Source organism: Variovorax soli NBRC 106424 (assembly GCF_001591385.1).
Lineage (GTDB): Bacteria > Pseudomonadota > Gammaproteobacteria > Burkholderiales > Burkholderiaceae_C > Variovorax > Variovorax soli.
This window is the reverse complement of sequence record NZ_BCUU01000007.1, coordinates 26,317-41,676: the sequence shown is the minus strand read 5'-3', so window position 1 is coordinate 41,676 and position 15,360 is coordinate 26,317. Positions and strand designations below refer to the sequence as shown.

Below are 15,360 nucleotides of genomic sequence, written 5' to 3'. Positions count from 1 at the left end.
GGGGTTGGTCAGGGGAGAAACTTTTCGGCATGGTGGCAGGCCACCAGCCGTTCATCCAGGGCACGCAGCAGCGGGCGCTCGGCCCGGCACCGCTCGGTCGCATGGGCGCAGCGCGTGCTGAACACGCAGCCGGCCGGCGGGTTGAGCGGCGATGGCAGCTCGCCCTTGAGCACGATGCGCTCCTTGCTCAGCCCAGGCGTGGACGCGAGCAGTGCCTGCGTGTAGGGATGCAGCGGCCGCGCGAAGATGCGCTGCTTGGGCCCCTGCTCCACCGCGTGGCCCAGGTACATCACCAGCACGTCGTGCGCAATGTGCCGCACCACGCCCAGGTCGTGCGAGATGAACAGGTAGGCCAGGCCCAGCTCGGCCTGCAGGTCGGCCAGCAGGTTCAGCACCTGGGCCTGCACCGACACGTCCAGCGCCGAGACCGGCTCGTCGGCCACCACCAGCTTGGGGCTGAGCATGAGCGCGCGCGCAATCGCGATGCGCTGGCGCTGGCCGCCGGAGAACATGTGCGGATAGCGGTCCGCATGCTCCGGACGCAAGCCCACCTGCCTGAGCATCTGCTGCACGCGGCGCTTGCGCTCGTCCTTGTCGAAGGGCATGTTGATGGCCAGCGGCGCCTCGAGGATGGCGCCGATCTTCTTGCGCGGGTTGAGCGAACCGTACGGGTTCTGGAACACCAGCTGCACGGCGCGGCGCAGGTTGCGGCGCTCGGCCATTCCCATGACGGCCACGTCATGCCCATCCACCACCAATTGGCCCGCGCTGGGCGACTCGATGAGCGACACCATGCGCGCCAGCGTGGACTTGCCGCAGCCCGACTCGCCCACCACGGCCAGCGTCTTGCCGGCCTCCAGCGTGAATGAGACGCCGCCCACCGCATGCAGCGCCGCGGGCTCCTTGAAGAGGCCGCGGCGGATCTTGTAGACGCGCTGGAGGTCGCGGGCCTGCGCCACCACGCCCACCGGACGTTGGGTCAAGGTGTTGTCCTGCACCAGGCTCATTCCGCCGCCTCCACCGCCACGCGGCCGTCGCGAACGATGTTGTCGCTGCGCTGGGGATCGCCCAAGGGGTAATGGCAGCGCACCTGCCCGCCCTGCCAGTCGCGAAGCAGGGGGCGCACCGCGCGCGAATGCTCGGTGGCGTAGGCACAGCGCGGCGCGAACAGGCAGCCGGCGGGGCGGTCGTGCGCACCGGGCACCACGCCGGGGATGGTGGCCAGCCGCCCGTCCGCGGGCGCACGGTCGGGCAGGGCGGCAAGCAGCGCCTCGGTGTAGGGATGCTGGGGCGCGGCAAAGAGGCGATCCACCGGCTGCTGCTCCATCACCTGGCCGGCATACATCACCGCCACGCGCTGCGCCATTTCCTCCACCACGCCCATGTTGTGCGTGATGAGCACCAGCGCCATGCCCCGCTGCTTCTGCAGGTCGCGCAGCAGGTCGAGGATCTGCGCCTGGATGGTGACGTCGAGCGCGGTGGTCGGTTCGTCGGCGATCAGCAGGCGCGGGTTGCAGGCAATGGCCATCGCGATCATCACGCGCTGGTTCATGCCGCCCGAGAGCTGGTGCGGATAGCTGCCGAGCCGCGAGGAGGCGGCCGGGATGCCCACCTGCTCCAGCAGTTCGATGGCGCGGCGCTGAGCGGCGCGCTTGTCCATGCGCAGGTGCAGGCGCAGCGTCTCCATCAGCTGGAAGCCGATGGTGAAGCAGGGGTTGAGGCTGGTCGTGGGCTCCTGGAAGATCATGGCCACGTCCTTGCCCACCAGCTCGCGGCGCTGCCTGTCGGAGATGCCCAGCAGGTCGTGGCCGGCAAAGCGCATGTGCTGCGCGCGCACGCGGCCCGGGTAGGCGATGAGCCCCATGAGCGCCATCATGGTCACGCTCTTGCCCGAGCCCGATTCGCCGACGATGCCCAGCACCTCGCCTTCCTCCAGCGAAAGGCTCACGCCGTCGACCGCATGCAGGGTTGCGCCTTGCGTGGGGAACTCCACGTGCAGGTCGCTGATTTCGAGAAGCGCCATTCGTTATCTCTTCAACTTCGGGTCGAGCGCATCGCGCAGGCCATCGCCCAGGAGGTTGAACGCCAGCACCGCGGCCAGGATGGCCAGACCCGGGAAGGTCACCACCCACCAGGCGCGCAGCACGAACTCGCGTGCGTCGGCCAGCATGGTTCCCCATTCGGGCGAGGGCGGCTGCGCGCCCAGGCCGAGAAAGCCCAGGGCCGCCGCATCGAGGATGGCGGTGGAAATGCCCAGCGAAGCCTGCACGATCAGCGGCGCCGCGCAGTTGGGCAGCACCTCGCTGAACATCAGGCGCAGCGTGCCGGCGCCGCTCACGCGCGCCGCCGTCACGTAGTCGCGCGACACCTCGGAGATGACGGCCGCGCGCGTGATGCGCACATAGTGCGGCAGCACCACGATGGCCACCGCGATCATCGCGTTGATGAGGCCGGGGCCGAGGATGGCCACGATCACGATGGCCAGCAGCAGGCTGGGCAGCGTGAGGACGATGTCCATCAGCCGCATGATCGCGATCTCGAACACGCCCCGGAAGAACCCGGCGATGAGACCCAGCGCGATGCCCACGACGACGGAGATCGCCACCACCGCGACGCCGATCGAAAGCGACAGGCGCGCGCCCCACATCAGGCGCGAGAGGATGTCCCGGCCGATGGCATCGGTGCCCAGCACGTGCGCCCAGGAGCCGCCGGACTGCCATGCCGGCGGCAGCAGGAATGCGCCGCTGTCGGTCTGGTTCGGCGCATGCGGCGCGATCCAGGGCGCCAGCAGCGCCACCAGGAACAGGAACAGCACCGTGGCCAGGCCCAGCACCGCGCCGTGGTTCTGCGAGAAGGCACCCCAGAATTCGCGCCAGGGTCCGGGCGGCGCCGGCGCGGCCGCGCTGGCCGCGGGAGTCGTCGTCGTGGAGCTGTTCATCGGGATTGGCGGATGCGGGGGTTGATGACGCCGTACGCCAGGTCCACGCTGACATTGACCAGCATCACGATCACGCCCAGCAGCAGCATGCCGCCCTGCAGCACCGGATAGTCGCGCCGGCCGATGGCCTCGATGAGCCACTTGCCCACGCCCGGCCAGGAGAAGATCGTCTCGGTGAGGATGGCGCCGGTGAAGAGCTGGCCCACTTGCAGGCCGATCACGGTCACCACAGGAATCATGGCGTTGCGCAGCGCATGCAGGCCCACCACGCGCATCTTCGACAGGCCCTTGGCGCGGGCGGTGCGGATGTAGTCCTCGCCCAGCACCTCGAGCATGGCCGAGCGCGTCATGCGCGCTACCACCGCCAGCGGGTTGGTGCCCAGCACGATGGCCGGCAGGATGAGGTGCTGCAGCGCCGACCAGAAGGCGCCCGTGTCGTCCGAGAGCAGCGAATCGACCAGCAGGAAGCCGGTGACCGGCTCCACGTAGTACTGCACCGCGATGCGGCCCGACACCGGCGTCCAGCCCAGCTGCACCGAAAAGAACAGGATCAGCAGCAGGCCCCACCAGAAGATGGGCATGGAGTAGCCGGTGAGCGAGGTCGCCATCACCCCATGGTCGAACAGCGAATTGCGGCGCACCGCCGCGACGATGCCGGCCGGAATGCCGACGATCAGCGCGAACACGATGGCGCACAGCGCCAGTTCCACCGTGGCCGGAAACAGCGCCAGGAACTCACGGATCACCGGCTCCTGCGTGATCACCGACTTGCCCAGGTCGCCATGCAGCACGCGGCCGATGTAGATGCCGTATTGGACGAACAGGGGCTTGTCCAGCCCGTATTCCTTGAGCAGCTGGGCGTGGCGTTCAGGGTCGATGCCGCGTTCGCCGGCCAGCGTCTCGATGGGGTCGCCCGGCACCAGCCGGATCAGAAAGAAGGCGAGCAGCGTCATGCCGATGAAAGTCGGCACGAGCAGGCTCGCTCGCGTCAGGAAGAATCGGAGCATTGGCGGCGAATATGCAAGAGCAATGCCCGGAAATCATCCCGGCAGAACCCTTATTCCCGCCCGCAGGCGGCGCGTGCGCGATCAGCGCAGTTCGCGGCGCAGCACCTTGCCCACCGGCGTCTTCGGCAGGTCGGTGCGGAACTCGACCAGCCGCGGCTGCTTGTAGCCGGTGAGGTTGGCGCGGCAGAAGTCGCGCACGTCCTGCTCGGTGAGCGCAGGATCCTTCTTCACGATCACCAGCTTGATGCCCTCGCCCGTCTTGGCATCCGGGACGCCCACGGCCGCGCACTCGAGCACGCCCGGGATCTGCGAGACCACGTCCTCGATCTCGTTCGGATACACGTTGAAGCCGCTGACGATGATCATGTCCTTCTTGCGGTCGACGATGCGGAAGTAGCCGCGCTCGTCCACCATGCCGATGTCGCCGGTCTTGAAGTAGCCGTCGGCGGTCATGACCTTGGCGGTTTCGTCGGGGCGCTGCCAGTAGCCCGCCATCACCTGCGGGCCCTTGATGGCGATTTCGCCGGCCTGGCCCGGCGGCACTTCGTTGCCCGCGTCGTCCAGCAGCTTCATGAACGTGCTGGGCAGCGGCAGGCCGATGGTGCCGGTGTATTCCTGGCTCGTCACCGGATTGCAGCTGGCCGAGGGCGAGGTTTCCGACAGGCCGTAGCCCTCGCAGATCGGGCAGCCGGTCTTGTCCAGCCACTGCTTGGCCACGCCGCTTTGCACCGCCATGCCGCCGCCCACCGAGACCTTCAGGTTCTTCCAGTTGACGGAGTTGAAGTCGGGATGGTTGGCCAGGCCGTTGAACAGCGTGTTCACCGCCGGGAAGCTGTGGAAGGTGTGCCTGGACAGTTCCTTCAGCGTTGCGGCCAGGTCGCGCGGATTCGGAATGAGGATGGTCTTTCCGCCCGTGCGCATGGACAGCATCATGTTCACCGTGAAGGCGAAGATGTGATAGAGCGGCAGCGCGCACACGCTGGTGGGCTGCTCGCCGGCCGGCACGCGCTTCATCGCGGGCTCGTTCCAGGCCTCGGACTGCAGCACGTTGGCGATCACGTTGCGATGCAGGAGCACCGCGCCCTTCGACACGCCGGTGGTGCCGCCGGTGTACTGCAGCACGGCCACGTCGTCCGGGCCGATTTCGGGCTGCTGCAGCTTGCGCGAGGCACCGCGCGACAGCGCATCGTTGAAGCGCACCGCGCCCGGCAGCTGGAAGGGCGGCACCAGCTTCTTGACGTTGCGCACCACGAAGTTGACCAGCGCACCCTTCAGGGTACCCAGCCGGTCGCCCATGGCAGCCAGCACCACGTGCTTGACCGGCGTGGCCGCAATGCACGCCTGCAGCGTGGCACCGAAGTTCTCGATGATGACGATGGCCTTGGCACCCGAGTCCTTGAGCTGGTGCTCCAGTTCGCGCGGCGTGTACAGCGGGTTGACGTTGACCACCACCAGCCCGGCGCGCAGGATGGCCGCCACCGTGATCGGGTACTGCGGCGTATTGGGCATCATCACCGCCACCCGATCGCCCTTGGCCAGGCCCAGGCCCTGCAGGTAGCCGGCCAGCTTGCGGCTGGCGGCATCCACCTGGGCATAGGTCACGTCGGTGCCCATGAAGCTGTAGGCGACGCGATCGGCGTAGCGGCGGAAACTCTCCTCCATCAGGGCGACGAGCGACCTGTACTGGCTGGGATCGATGTCGGCGGGCACGCCGGCGGGGTAGCTGGCCAGCCAGGGGCGGTCAGTCATTTGAGTTGTCTCCTGTCTCTCTGTCCTGTGCGCGCGGCATCGGGCCGCGCGTCTTGTATCGAAATCGAACTACTCGATCGCCTTGCCCATGTCCTCGACCACCTTCTTGGCGTCACCGAAGACCATCATGGTCTTGTCCATGTAGAACAGCTCGTTGTCCAGGCCCGCATAGCCGGCGGCCATGCTTCGCTTGTTCACGATCACCGTCTTGGCCTTGTAGGCTTCCAGGATGGGCATGCCGTAGATGGGGCTGCCCTTTTGCAGGGCGGCCGGGTTCACCACGTCATTGGCGCCCAGGATGATAGCCACATCGGCCTGCGCGAATTCGCCGTTGATGTCCTCCATCTCGAACACCTGGTCGTAGGGCACCTCGGCCTCGGCCAGCAGCACGTTCATGTGCCCCGGCATGCGCCCGGCCACCGGGTGGATGGCGTACTTCACCGTCACGCCCTTCTCGATGAGCTTCTGCGCCAGCTCGTTCACCGCATGCTGGGCGCGTGCCACCGCCAGGCCGTAGCCCGGCACGATGATCACGGTGTCGGCATTGGCCAGCATGTAGGCCGCATCGTCCGCGCTGCCGCTCTTGACCGGGCGCTGCTCCTTGGCACCGCCGCCGGCCGCAGCCGCCTCGCCGCCGAAGCCGCCCAGGATCACGTTGAAGAACGAGCGGTTCATGGCCTTGCACATGATGTAGCTCAGGATTGCGCCCGAGGAGCCCACCAGCGAGCCGGCCACGATCAGCATCGCGTTGTTCAGCGAGAAGCCGATGCCCGCCGCCGCCCATCCCGAGTAGCTGTTGAGCATGGACACCACCACCGGCATGTCGGCACCGCCGATCGGGATGATGATCAGCACGCCCATCACGAACGACAGCGCCAGCATCGCGAAGAAGGCGATCCAGCTCTCGGTGAACACGAACACCAGGCCCAGGCCGATGGTCAGCAGGCCCAGGATCAGGTTCAGCATGTGCTGGCCTTTGAACTGCACCGGCGCGCCCTGGAACAGGCGGAACTTGTACTTGCCCGACAGCTTGCCGAAGGCGATGACCGAGCCGCTGAAGGTGATGGCGCCGATGGCCGCACCCAGGAACAGCTCCAGCCGGTTGCCCGCCGGAATGGCGTAGCGCGCAAAGCCGTCGATGACTACCGTGCCTTCGGGCGTGTTCAGGCCCACCGCGGCCAGCACCGGCGCCGGCGTGATGCCGAAGGCCCAGGGCTCGACCACGGCCGCGATGGCGATGAACACCGCCGCCAGGCCGATCATGCTGTGGAAGAAGGCCACCAGCTCGGGCATCTGGGTCATCTCGACCGTCTTGGCGCGCCAGGCGCCATAGGCGGCGCCCACCACCAGGCCCAGCAGCACCCAGCCCATGCCCGCGGCCTTGCCGCCGGCCAGCTGGACGATGAGCGCCGCCGTGGTGAGGATGGCGATGGCCATGCCCACCATGCCGAAGATGTTGCCGCGGATGGAGGTGGTCGGATGACTCAGGCCCTTCAGGGCCTGGATGAAGCAGACGCTGGCAACGAGGTACAGCAGCGTGACGACGTTCATGCTCATTGGCCAGCTCCCTCAGCCTTGGGGGCGCTCTTGCGCTCCTTTTTCTTGAACATCTCCAGCATGCGCCGGGTGACCAGGAAGCCACCGAAGACGTTCACCGCGGCCAGCGCGACGGCCAGCACGCCCATCGACTTGCCCAGCCAGGTCTCGGTGAGCGCCGCCGCGAGCATGGCGCCCACGATGACGATGGCCGACACCGCGTTGGTCACCGCCATGAGCGGGGTGTGCAGTGCGGGCGTGACGGTCCACACCACGTGGTAGCCCACGTAGATGGCCAGCACGAAGATGATCAGGTTGATGACGGTATGGCTGACGGGATCCATGTCCTTCTCCTCGAGCTTGTCTTATTTGCGGGTGACCTGGCCGTCACGCGCCACCAGGCAGGCGGCGACGATGTCGTCCTCGAGGTCGATCTTGAAGCCGCCCTCCTTGGGCAGCACCAGCTTGAGGAAGTCCAGCACGTTGCGCGCGTACAGCGACGAGGCATCGGCCGCCACCAGCGCGGGCAGGTTGGTCTCGCCCACGATCGTCACGCCATGCTTGAGCACGGTCTTGTCCGCCTCCGAAATGGTGCAGTTGCCGCCCACGCCGTCGGCGCCCCGGCCCGCGGCAATGTCCACGATGACCGAGCCCGGCTTCATGGACTTGACCATGTCCTCGGTGATGAGCGTCGGCGCGGCGCGGCCCGGAATGAGCGCGGTGCTGATCACCACGTCGGCCGCAGCCACGCGCTTGGCCACTTCCACCTGCTGGCGCGCCAGCCAGCTCGGCGGCATGGGGCGGGCATAGCCGCCCACGCCTTCGGCCGCTTCCTTTTCCTCGGCGGTCTCGTAGGGCACGTCGATGAACTTGGCGCCCAGCGACTCGACCTGCTCCTTCACGCTCGGGCGAACGTCGGAGGCCTCGATCACGGCGCCCAGGCGCTTGGCAGTGGCAATGGCCTGCAGGCCCGCCACGCCCACGCCGAGGATGACCACGCGGGCCGCCTTCACGGTGCCGGCCGCCGTCATGAGCATGGGGAAGAAGCGCTGGTACTTGTCCGCCGCGGTCATCACGGCCTTGTAGCCGGCGATGTTGGCCTGGGACGAGAGCACGTCCATGCTCTGCGCGCGCGTGGTGCGCGGCGCGGCTTCCAGGGCGAAGGCAGTCAGGTTGGCCGCGGCCAGGCGCTGCAGGCCGGCGGCGTCGAAGGGGTTGAGCATGCCCACCACGGCGGTGCCGGGCTTCATGTGGGCAATCTCGTTGTCGAACGGCGAGCGCACCTTCAGCACGATCTCTGCGCCGAAGGCGCCAGCCGCATCGGTGATCTCGGCGCCGGCGGCCTGGTACGCCGCATCGGTGGCGGCGGCGGTGAGGCCCGCGCCGGACTGCACGCGGACCACATGACCCAGCGCTACGAGTTTCTTGGCCGTTTCGGGGGTCACGGCCACACGGGTTTCGCCTGCCGTCGTCTCGGCAGGCACGCCAATCAACATACGAAGTCTCCTCTCGGCTGGGGGTCAGCGCAAACCGGGCGAGCTTACCTGAAGATTACAAAAGGTCACCCAATTGGCGCCCGTTGATGCGCAGATGTGATGTGTTGACGCGATTTCCGGCGCGAGTCATTGACAGGAGCGTTCCAACGGGGTGCCAGGAATGACACGAACGATGGCCAAGGGCTATCGTGAAATTTGACTCGATAGTTCACATTCGCAATTCGTGCTGCATGAAGGATTCGTGACGTTCAAGACTAGACTTCGCCCTGCTTCGTTAACACATAAATCAGGGACGGTAACGACTATGCGCATCGCGGCACTCGACGATGATCCTTCTCAGCTCGAGCTGATTCAACACACCATGAACGGCATTCAGCATGAATGCCATGTCTATTCCGAGGGCAAGGCCCTGCTGCGCGACCTGCGCCAGCAATCCTTCGACCTGCTGATCCTCGATTGGACGCTGCCCGACATCTCGGGCCCGGCCATCGTCAAGTGGGTGCGCGAGGAACTCGCCAGCCGCATCCCCATCCTGTTCGCAACCAATCGGCGCGCCGAGGCCGACCTGGTGGCCGGCCTGTCGGCCGGCGCCGACGACTTCATGGTCAAGCCGATCAGCGTGGCGGAACTCGAGGCGCGCGTGCATGCGCTGCTGCGCCGCGCCTACCCCAGCCACCACGACGTGGAGCTTGAATTCGGTCCCTATCACTTCTTCCCGCAGGCGCGCACGCTGCAGGTGAACGGAGAGCCGGTCGACCTGAAGCACCGCGAGTACGAGCTGGCGCTTTTCCTGTTCCAGAACCTGGGGCGACTGCTGTCGCGCGAACACCTGCGCGAAGCCGTGTGGGGCCGCGGCCCCGACGAGCCGTCGCGCTCCCTCGACACGCACATCTCGCGCCTGCGCACCAAGCTGTCGCTGCGTCCGTCCAACGGCTTTCTGCTGTCTGCCGTGTATGGCCTGGGCTATCGGCTCGAAACGGTGGAAGCGTCGTCGCTGTCCACCTTCGGCCAGGAGCCCGACCCCACGGAGTCGGGGACCTGAGCGCCGTGCGGCGTCCGGGCCGGCTGTCCGCGGTACTGCGTGCGCTGGCGCTGGCGGCGCTGGGGCATGCAGGCGCGCAGGCGCAGGTGGCGCCAGCGCGGGCCGACCCGGCTGGCAACGCCATCCGCCTGCGACTGGCGGACGGCAGCATCATCCGCATTGCCTGCGACAAGGCCGGTCCGGGCTGCCCGGTTGCCGCCGCCCCTGAAAACGCCTGGATCTCGGGCAGCGCCCGCCGCGCACCGCTGAAGCGGGGAGCGAAGCTCTTCGACGCCGGCAAGCCGGGCGTCGTCGCCAGCATCCGCGGCTAGGCCGACTTCGCAGGGCCTGCGGCGCGTTTTCTTGCGATGCCCTTCACGTCTTCGTCTTCGCCGCCAGGTCCGCCGCCGGCATCGCCCAGCAGGCGTGTGCTCGATCTTGTGCGGCGGCGCCTGTCCTGGCTGTTGCTGGCAGCCGGATCGATCGCCCTGGTGACCTGGCTGACGCTCGGCCAGTACTTCACCCGGGCCGATCGGGTCCTGCTGGAAAACGCGCTGGATCGGGTGCGCCCGGTTGCTGCCAGCAACATCCTCATCGTCGCCATCGACGATCCGAGCTTGCAGGCCATCGGCCGCTGGCCATGGCGGCGCGCCCTGCACGCCGAGCTGCTGCGCCGCATCGCGCTGGGCGGCCCGCGCTGCATCGGGCTGGACCTGCTCCTGGACGATGCGAACTCGCACTACCCCGTCGACGACATCATGCTGGCCCAGGCCATGAAGTCGGCGGGGTGTGTGGTGCTGCCCTTGGCCCTCCAGTCACCGGGAAACAATGACCAGATCCAGGCCGAGCTCGTGCCGTCCAGGCCTCTGTCCGATGCCGCGACGGCACTCGGGCACTCGCATCTGGCCATCAACGACGAAGGCGACATCCAGGGCGTCTACCGCTTCGAAGGCTTTCCCGGACACCGCTGGCCCCAGTTTTCGCTGGCCCTCTACCAGGCGGCCAACGGGGAACTGCAGCCCCAGCCGTCGCTCACGGACGGTGCACATAGCTCGCCGCCCGAGGGCCGCTGGCAGCGTCTGGACGAGGAGCTGCTGATCTACCACAAGCCATCCACCCGCTTCCAGACGGTGTCCTACATCGACGTGCTGCGCGGCAATGTGCCGCCGGAAGTGTTCCGCGACCGCTATGTGCTGGTAGGCCCTACCGCCGAGACGGTGGCCGACATGTTCGCCCTGCCCTCGCCCGACTACCTGGTGCCGGGTGTGGAACTGGCGGCCACGATGCTGCAGGCGTTCGATCAGGATCAGCGCATCCATCCGGCGGCGGCATGGCAGAACCTCGCCGTCAACCTGATTCCGCTGGTGGTCGTGCTTCTCGGGCTTCTGTGGCTCCACCCGGTCGGAGTCTTCATCCTGATCGCATCCATGGTGGCCGTGCATGTCGGCCTGCAGATGGCGCAGCCCTGGCTGGGCATGCGCTTCAGCGCCGCGGCGGGCGTCGGTGGACTCCTGCTGGTTTATCCGGTGTGGAGCCTCATGCGCCTGACCGCCGCCTATCGCTTCCTGCAGCGGGGCACGTCGGAACTCAACAAGGTGCTTGCGGGCCTGGACAGGCCGAACGCGCCGGAGCAGGCGGGCGATTTCCTCGACCGCGAGATCGACGCCATCGCGGCCGCGGCGCAGCGCGTGCGCAACCTGCACCGCTTCGTGCACGACGCCATCGATCACCTGCACGATGCCAACCTGGTGCTCAACCGCAACGGGCGGGTGTTCCTGGCCAACCGTGCGGCGGCACGCCACTGGGACCGCGAGGCCTCGCTGCTGGCGGGGCAGGATGCGCACGATCTGCTGGCGGACGTGCGTGCGCGCCACAACGGCCAGCCGATGATCACGCCGGGTTCGTTCAGTGCAAGCCACGTGGTGCCGATCGCGGGCGAGGGGGAAGACTCGGCGGGACGCACCCTGCTGCTGCGCTGCGTGCCCTTCTTCGATGCCGACGATGCCTACGCGGGCTGGATCGTCACGCTGGTGGACCTGACGGAAATCCGCCGCACACAGGCGCAGCGCGACGAGGCGCTGCGGTTCATTTCCCACGACATCCGCGAGCCGAGCGCGGCCATCCTCACCGTGCTCGAGCTCTCGCGCGCGGACCCTTCGATGCTCTCGCAGGACGTGATGCACCAGCGCATCGAGCAGCATGCGCGCACCTGCCTGGCCCTTGCAGACGGGTTCGTCACCCTGGCACGGGCCGAAGCCCAGCCCTTCAAGCCCGAGATGCTGGACCTGCTCGAACTGGGCATGCAGACCGTGGATAACGCCTGGGCCAGCGCCCGCCGCAAAGGGGTGAGCGTCGCGTTCGAAACAGAACTGGAAGAAGCCCCCTTCACCGGGGACCGCGACCTGCTGTCCAGAGCACTGACCAACCTCCTGAGCAATGCGCTGAAGTTCTCGCCCACCGGCGCACGCGTGACATGCCGCGTCGCGCAGCGCACGTCCCACTGGACAATGGCGGTCACCGACCAGGGCCCCGGCATCGCGGCGGAACGCCAGTCGAAGCTGTTCCAACCTTTCCATCGCCTGCACCAGGAATCGCATCCGGAGGTTCATGGCGTCGGCCTGGGACTGCTGCTGGTGCGCACCACAATGCAGCGGCACGGCGGCACGGTCGAGATCGAAAGCGCAGAGGGCGCCGGCTGTACATTCATCCTCGTGCTTCCCAAGCCGGGCGCGCAAGCGCTCCAGCAATCTGCCAACCATCCGCGAGAGCAGGACGCATGACCCGACATCGCTGGAAACCCAATGTGACCGTGGCGGCCGTCATCGAGGAGGACGGCCGCTTCATGCTGGTGGAAGAAGAGACTTCCGCCGGCCTGATGCTCAACACCCCGGCCGGGCACCTGGACCCCGGCGAATCGCCGCTGGAAGGCTGCGCGCGCGAGGCGCTGGAGGAAACTGCGCACCGCTTCTCGCCCACGGCGCTCCTGGGCATCTACATGGCCCGCACGCGCAGCGCCTCCCAGGACGTGACCTACATGCGCTTTGCCTTTTGCGGCGAACTGGGCGAGCGCGAGCCGGGCCGCGCGCTGGACCACGGCATCGTGCGCACACTGTGGATGACGCCCGAGGAAATCCGCGCGAGCGCAGCGCGCCACCGCAGCCCGCTGCTGCTGCGCTGCGTGGAGGACTACCTGGCCGGAAAGCGCTTCCCGCTGGATCTCATCCATGTGGATCCGTCGCTGCACGACTAGCGGCCGGGCATCTCGAACGAGGCATTTCCCACACGGGGGCGCCGCCAGGACAGGCCTGGGACAATGTCGCCCATGAGCGTCAAGAAAAAACGCGTGGTGGTGGGCCTGTCCGGCGGTGTCGATTCCGCGGTCACGGCCTACCTGCTCAAGCAGCAGGGCCACGAGGTCATCGGGATCTTCATGAAGAACTGGGAGGACGATGACGACAGCGAGTACTGCTCCTCCAACATCGACTTCGTCGACGCCGCCAGTGTGGCGGACGTGCTGGGCATCGAGATCGAGCATGTGAACTTCGCGGCCGACTACAAGGACCGCGTGTTCGCCGAGTTCCTGCGCGAATACCAGGCCGGCCGCACGCCCAATCCCGACGTGCTGTGCAACGCCGAGATCAAGTTCAAGGCTTTTCTCGACCACGCCATGCGCCTGGGCGCCGAGCAGATCGCCACCGGACACTACGCACGGGTGCGCTTCAACCAGGGCACCGGACGGCACGAACTGCTCAAGGGGCTGGACCCAGCCAAGGACCAGAGCTACTTCCTGCATCGCCTGAACCAGCAGCAGCTGTCCAAGACGCTGTTTCCGGTGGGCGAACTGCGCAAGACCGAGGTGCGGCGCATCGCTGCCGAGATCGGACTGCCCAACGCCAGGAAGAAGGATTCCACCGGCATCTGCTTCATCGGCGAGCGGCCGTTTCGCGAGTTTCTCAACCGCTACATCAGCAAGGAGCCCGGGCCCATCCGCGACGAGCGCGGGCGCGTGCTCGGCCAGCACCAGGGCCTGTCCTTCTATACCCTGGGCCAGCGCCAGGGCCTGGGGATCGGCGGCGTGAAGGACAAGGGCGCGGCACGCGGCGGTGGCGACCACGCCCCCTGGTTCGTGGCGCGCAAGGACATGGCGGCCAACACGCTGTGGGTGGTGCAGGGGCACGACCATCCCTGGCTGCTGTCCCACGCACTGGAAGCCGACGACACCAGCTGGGTGGCCGGCGAAGCGCCCGCCGCGGGCGCCTGTGCGGCCAAGTCGCGCTATCGGCAGGCGGATGCGGCCTGCACGCTGGCGGAAGGCAGCGCCGGCGGCACTTTCCGGCTCGCGTTCCCCGAAGCGCAGTGGGCCGTCACGCCGGGGCAGTCGGCCGTGCTCTACGACGGCGAAGTGTGCCTGGGCGGCGGCGTGATTTCCAGCGCCGCCTGATCGCCTGAAGCCCGCTCAGTCCTGGCGCAACTTCGCCAGCAGTTCGTAGGAGCGCAGGCGCGCCTGGTGGTCGAAGATCTGCGAGGTCACCATCAGCTCGTCGGCGCCGGTGCGCGCCACGAAGGCGTCGACAGCGGCGCGCACCGTCTGCGGCGAACCCACGGCCGAGCACGACAGCACCGAATCCAGCAGCGCCGACTCGGCGGGGCCGACGCGCTCGCGGTAGCCCTCGACCGGGGGCGGCAGCCGGCCGGGCCGGCCGCTGCGCAGGTTGACGAAGGCCTGCTGCCATGAGCTGGCGCGAAAGCGTGCCTCTTCGTCCGTGTCGGCGCAGAAGACGTTGAAGCCGAGCATCACATAGGGCTTGGCCAACTGGGCCGAAGGCTGGAAGGTCGTGCGGTAGATCTCGATCGCCTGCATGAGCTGCTGCGGCGCGAAGTGCGAGGCGAAGGCGTAGGGCAGCCCCAGGTGGGCGGCCAACTGGGCGCCGAAGGTGCTCGAGCCCAGGATCCAGATGGGCACTTCCAGCCCGCGGCCGGGCACGGCCATCACCGGCTGGCGCGGCTCCTTGGACATGAAGTCCATGAGTTCCAGCACGTCCTGCGGGAACTGGTCGGCGTTGGTGTCCAGGTCGCGGCGCAGCGCCCGGGCGGTGCGCTGGTCGGAGCCGGGCGCGCGCCCCAGGCCCAGGTCGACGCGGCCCGGGTAGAGCGACTCCAGCGTGCCGAACTGCTCGGCGATCACCAGCGGCGAATGGTTGGGCAGCATCACACCGCCCGCACCGATGCGGATGGTGGAGGTGCCGGCGCCCACGTGCGCCAGCAGCACAGCGGTGGCGGCGCTGGCGATGCCCGGCATGCCGTGATGCTCGGCCAGCCAGTAGCGCCGGTAGCCCAGGCGCTCGCCGTGCTGGGCCAGCGACAGGGAATTTCGGAAGGATTGGGCGGCGTCGCCGCCCTCGCAGATGGGCGACAGATCGAGGATGGAGAAGGGAGGCATGGCCGCCATCATGGCCAAAAGGTGCATCCCTTGCTGGTGTCGGGACGGGTACCAAAGCACGACGGGCACCCGGGTCAATCCCTTTCAACGGCGTGAATTTGCAGCTATTTGTGTCGGATTTACATAGAATGCGAATCGTTCTTATTCGCTATTCATATTCCGTTCAGCCAAGA

At 67.6% G+C, this 15,360-nt stretch carries 14 protein-coding genes; 5 read left to right on the top strand and 9 right to left on the bottom strand.

Annotation, left to right across the window (positions count from 1 at the left end; genetic code table 11):
- Positions 1–8: 8 nt before the first annotated feature.
- The 8 genes from VSO01S_RS03855 to VSO01S_RS03820 all read right to left on the bottom strand — a co-directional run bounded on the left by VSO01S_RS03855 (position 9) and on the right by VSO01S_RS03820 (position 8,726).
- Positions 9–1,007 carry a peptide ABC transporter ATP-binding protein gene (locus tag VSO01S_RS03855; RefSeq protein WP_068640479.1) on the bottom strand — a complete coding sequence of 333 codons (999 nt, stop codon included), beginning with the start codon at positions 1,005–1,007 and terminating at the stop codon, positions 9–11.
- Entirely contained in the window at positions 1,004–2,023 is a 1,020-nt protein-coding gene (locus VSO01S_RS03850) for an ABC transporter ATP-binding protein (RefSeq protein ID WP_068640478.1), read from the bottom strand. The genes VSO01S_RS03855 and VSO01S_RS03850 overlap by 4 nt, the downstream gene beginning before the upstream one ends.
- A gap of 3 nt (positions 2,024–2,026) precedes the next feature.
- Complete coding sequence (locus tag VSO01S_RS03845) at positions 2,027–2,938, bottom strand: ABC transporter permease subunit (RefSeq protein WP_068640477.1); 912 nt, start codon at positions 2,936–2,938, stop codon at positions 2,027–2,029.
- Complete coding sequence (locus VSO01S_RS03840) at positions 2,935–3,945, bottom strand: ABC transporter permease subunit (RefSeq protein WP_068640476.1); 1,011 nt, start codon at positions 3,943–3,945, stop codon at positions 2,935–2,937. Before VSO01S_RS03840 ends, VSO01S_RS03845 begins: the two co-directional genes overlap by 4 nt.
- Before the next feature lie 81 nt (positions 3,946–4,026).
- Positions 4,027–5,694: a long-chain-fatty-acid--CoA ligase gene (locus tag VSO01S_RS03835; protein WP_068640475.1), complete on the bottom strand. Its 1,668-nt coding sequence runs from the start codon at positions 5,692–5,694 to the stop codon at positions 4,027–4,029.
- Between the two features lie 69 nt (positions 5,695–5,763).
- A complete protein-coding gene (locus VSO01S_RS03830) occupies positions 5,764–7,251 on the bottom strand; it encodes an NAD(P)(+) transhydrogenase (Re/Si-specific) subunit beta (protein ID WP_068640474.1) in 1,488 nt (495 codons plus the stop codon).
- On the bottom strand, positions 7,248–7,574 hold the full coding sequence (locus VSO01S_RS03825; RefSeq protein WP_068640473.1) for an NAD(P) transhydrogenase subunit alpha part 2: 327 nt from the start codon (positions 7,572–7,574) through the stop codon (positions 7,248–7,250). Before VSO01S_RS03825 ends, VSO01S_RS03830 begins: the two co-directional genes overlap by 4 nt.
- 21 nt (positions 7,575–7,595) lie before the next feature.
- A complete protein-coding gene (locus tag VSO01S_RS03820) occupies positions 7,596–8,726 on the bottom strand; it encodes a Re/Si-specific NAD(P)(+) transhydrogenase subunit alpha (RefSeq protein WP_068640472.1) in 1,131 nt (376 codons plus the stop codon).
- A 304-nt stretch (positions 8,727–9,030) separates the two neighbouring features.
- Between VSO01S_RS03820 and VSO01S_RS03815 the strand changes: the two genes are divergently transcribed.
- From VSO01S_RS03815 to mnmA, 5 genes are all read left to right on the top strand, one after another.
- A complete protein-coding gene (locus VSO01S_RS03815; RefSeq protein ID WP_068640471.1) occupies positions 9,031–9,768 on the top strand; it encodes a response regulator transcription factor in 738 nt (245 codons plus the stop codon).
- 5 nt (positions 9,769–9,773) lie between these two features.
- Positions 9,774–10,079, top strand: coding sequence for a hypothetical protein (locus VSO01S_RS03810; protein WP_068640470.1), 306 nt, complete (start codon positions 9,774–9,776; stop codon positions 10,077–10,079).
- Positions 10,080–10,175: 96 nt separating this feature from the next.
- Positions 10,176–12,527, top strand: a complete 2,352-nt coding sequence (locus VSO01S_RS03805) for a CHASE2 domain-containing protein (RefSeq protein ID WP_161944418.1) — start codon at positions 10,176–10,178, stop codon at positions 12,525–12,527.
- The gene (locus VSO01S_RS03800; protein ID WP_068640468.1) at positions 12,524–12,997 is read left to right on the top strand and encodes an NUDIX hydrolase; all 474 of its coding nucleotides are present in this window, start codon (positions 12,524–12,526) and stop codon (positions 12,995–12,997) included. The genes VSO01S_RS03805 and VSO01S_RS03800 overlap by 4 nt, the downstream gene beginning before the upstream one ends.
- Positions 12,998–13,069: 72 nt before the next feature.
- Positions 13,070–14,188, top strand: coding sequence for a tRNA 2-thiouridine(34) synthase MnmA (mnmA, locus tag VSO01S_RS03795; protein ID WP_068640519.1), 1,119 nt, complete (start codon positions 13,070–13,072; stop codon positions 14,186–14,188).
- Positions 14,189–14,203: 15 nt separating this feature from the next.
- On the opposite strand, the gene VSO01S_RS03790 is transcribed toward mnmA, so the two are convergent.
- Positions 14,204–15,187 (bottom strand): LLM class flavin-dependent oxidoreductase, encoded by a 984-nt coding sequence (locus tag VSO01S_RS03790; RefSeq protein WP_068640518.1) that lies wholly within the window; start codon positions 15,185–15,187, stop codon positions 14,204–14,206.
- Positions 15,188–15,360 lie beyond the last annotated feature (173 nt).

Bases quoted from the DNA above. Each gene is read 5' to 3' on its own strand.
- VSO01S_RS03855 (WP_068640479.1), bottom strand. From the start codon at position 1,007: ATGAGCCTGGTGCAGGACAACACCTTGACCCAACGTCCGGTGGGCGTG.
- VSO01S_RS03850 (WP_068640478.1), bottom strand. From the start codon at position 2,023: ATGGCGCTTCTCGAAATCAGCGACCTGCACGTGGAGTTCCCCACGCAA.
- VSO01S_RS03845 (WP_068640477.1), bottom strand. From the start codon at position 2,938: ATGAACAGCTCCACGACGACGACTCCCGCGGCCAGCGCGGCCGCGCCG.
- VSO01S_RS03840 (WP_068640476.1), bottom strand. From the start codon at position 3,945: ATGCTCCGATTCTTCCTGACGCGAGCGAGCCTGCTCGTGCCGACTTTC.
- VSO01S_RS03835 (WP_068640475.1), bottom strand. From the start codon at position 5,694: ATGACTGACCGCCCCTGGCTGGCCAGCTACCCCGCCGGCGTGCCCGCC.
- VSO01S_RS03830 (WP_068640474.1), bottom strand. From the start codon at position 7,251: ATGAGCATGAACGTCGTCACGCTGCTGTACCTCGTTGCCAGCGTCTGC.
- VSO01S_RS03825 (WP_068640473.1), bottom strand. From the start codon at position 7,574: ATGGATCCCGTCAGCCATACCGTCATCAACCTGATCATCTTCGTGCTG.
- VSO01S_RS03820 (WP_068640472.1), bottom strand. From the start codon at position 8,726: ATGTTGATTGGCGTGCCTGCCGAGACGACGGCAGGCGAAACCCGTGTG.
- VSO01S_RS03815 (WP_068640471.1), top strand. From the start codon at position 9,031: ATGCGCATCGCGGCACTCGACGATGATCCTTCTCAGCTCGAGCTGATT.
- VSO01S_RS03800 (WP_068640468.1), top strand. From the start codon at position 12,524: ATGACCCGACATCGCTGGAAACCCAATGTGACCGTGGCGGCCGTCATC.
- mnmA (WP_068640519.1), top strand. From the start codon at position 13,070: ATGAGCGTCAAGAAAAAACGCGTGGTGGTGGGCCTGTCCGGCGGTGTC.
- VSO01S_RS03790 (WP_068640518.1), bottom strand. From the start codon at position 15,187: ATGCCTCCCTTCTCCATCCTCGATCTGTCGCCCATCTGCGAGGGCGGC.